This is a genomic window from Rhodanobacter sp. FW104-R8 (assembly GCF_001617365.1).
In the GTDB taxonomy this organism is placed as follows: domain Bacteria; phylum Pseudomonadota; class Gammaproteobacteria; order Xanthomonadales; family Rhodanobacteraceae; genus Rhodanobacter.
The window spans coordinates 1-1,854 of sequence record NZ_LVJR01000050.1; the positions used below are offsets into that span (position 1 = coordinate 1).

A 1,854-nucleotide genomic window follows, 5' to 3' on the forward strand; every position below is an offset into this window, starting at 1 on the left:
CGGCAGCGGGCCGCTGCACTATGCGCGCTGCATGAACGCGCTGGCGCAACTGCCATGACGCCGGCGGCACCGCGCGGAAAATCGCCGGAACGGCCGATCGACACCCGCACGTTCGATCTGCTCGGCCTGACCTTGGCGCTGGTGCTGTGCCTCCATGCGCCGCACCTGCCGTGGTGGCTGGTCGTGGCCCTTGCGCTGATTCTCGGCTGGCGCTGGTGGCAGCGGCGGCACCGCGCCGGCCACGTGCCGGGCTGGCTGAAGCTGCCGCTGCTCGCCCTGCTGACGCTGGCGGTGGTCGTGCAGTACGGCAGCATCTTCGGCCGCGAGCCGGGCACGGCGCTGGCGGTCGGCCTGCTGGTGCTGAAACTGCTGGAAACCGAAACTTCGCGCGACGTCCGCGTCGGCATCAGCTTCGCCTGCTTCGCCCTGATGGCCGCGCTGCTGTTCGACCAGGGCCTGGTCGCCAGCGTGGTGGTTGCGCTGGGCCTGCTGCCCGCGCTGGCCACCCTGCGCGCACTGGAACCGGGCCAACTGCCGGCCGCCAGCCTGCCGCGCGCGCTGCTGCCGGCGCTGGCGCTGACCGCGGCGGCCTTGCCGCTGGCCCTGCTGGCCTTCCTGCTGGTGCCACGGCTGAGTTCGCCGCTGTGGGGCGCGCCTTCGCCGAACCAGGCCCGCACCGGCCTCAGCGACAGCATGACGCCGGGCAACTTCACCGACCTGCTCACCGACGACCACCCCGCCATGCGGGTCAGCTTCGACGGCGCACCGCCGCCGGCCGAACAGCGCTATTTCCGCGCCTACGTGATGTGGAGCTTCGACGGCCGCGCCTGGCGCTACTTCGATCCCCGCCACGCCGGCCCGCAGGAACCGGTGCCGGTCGAGGCCGCCGATGCGATCCGGTATCAGGTCAGCCTGCAGCCCACCCGCCAGCGCGTGCTGCCCGTGCTGGACGTGCCGCTGCAGGCGCCGGCCCGGGCCACCCTGCAGACCGACCGCGAGGTGATGGCCGACAAGCCGGTGAACGACCTGCTCAGCTACTCCGTGCGTTCCGCCCTGCGCTACCGGTTGCAGCCCTCGCTGGACGACCGCTCGCGCCGGCTCGGCCTGCGCCTGCCGCAGGGTTTCAATCCGCGCACGCATGCCCTGGCCGCGCAATGGCGGCAGCGCTACGGCAGCGACGATGCGGCGATCGTGCAGGCGGCGCTGGCCCTGTTCCACGACGGCGGCTTCCGCTACACGCTGGCGCCGGCGCCGCTGGGCCGCGACTCGGTGGACGACTTCCTGTTCGACACCCGCGAGGGCTTCTGCGAGCACTACTCGTCGGCGTTCACCGTGCTGATGCGCGCCGCCGGCATCCCGGCGCGGGTGGTCACCGGCTACCAGGGCGGCTACTGGAACAAGCTCGGCAGCTACCTGCTGGTGCGTTATTCCGATGCGCACGCCTGGAGCGAGGTGTGGCTGGCCGGGCGCGGCTGGGTGCGCGCCGACCCCACCGGCGCGGTACGCCCGGAGCGGGTTTCGCTGGGCGCCGCGGCCGCCGCCGGCGACCAGTTGGCCTGGTACCGCAACGACTGGCTGCAGGGCCTGCGCAATCGCTGGGACATCGTCAACCGCTGGTGGGACAAGGGCGTTATCGGTTTCGATGCGCTGCGCCAGCGCGGCCTACTGACGCCGTTCGGCATCCGCGACGCCGACACGGCGACGCTGGGCGTGCTGCTGGCAATCAGCAGCGTGCTGTTCATCGCGCTCGGGCTGGCGTGGGCCCTTCGGCGGCGGCGGCCGCGCGATCCGCTGCGCGGCGCGCTGCACGAGCTGGAGCGGAAGCTGGCCCGCAAGGGCATGGCGCGCCGCCCC

Annotated in this window: 1 protein-coding gene; it reads left to right on the top strand. The window is 72.9% G+C overall.

Features of this window, described 5'->3' with window-relative positions; genetic code table 11:
- Positions 1-54: 54 nt before the first annotated feature.
- On the top strand, positions 55-1,854 hold a 1,800-nt coding region (locus RHOFW104R8_RS10900), incomplete at its 3' end, for a DUF3488 and transglutaminase-like domain-containing protein (RefSeq protein WP_068205435.1).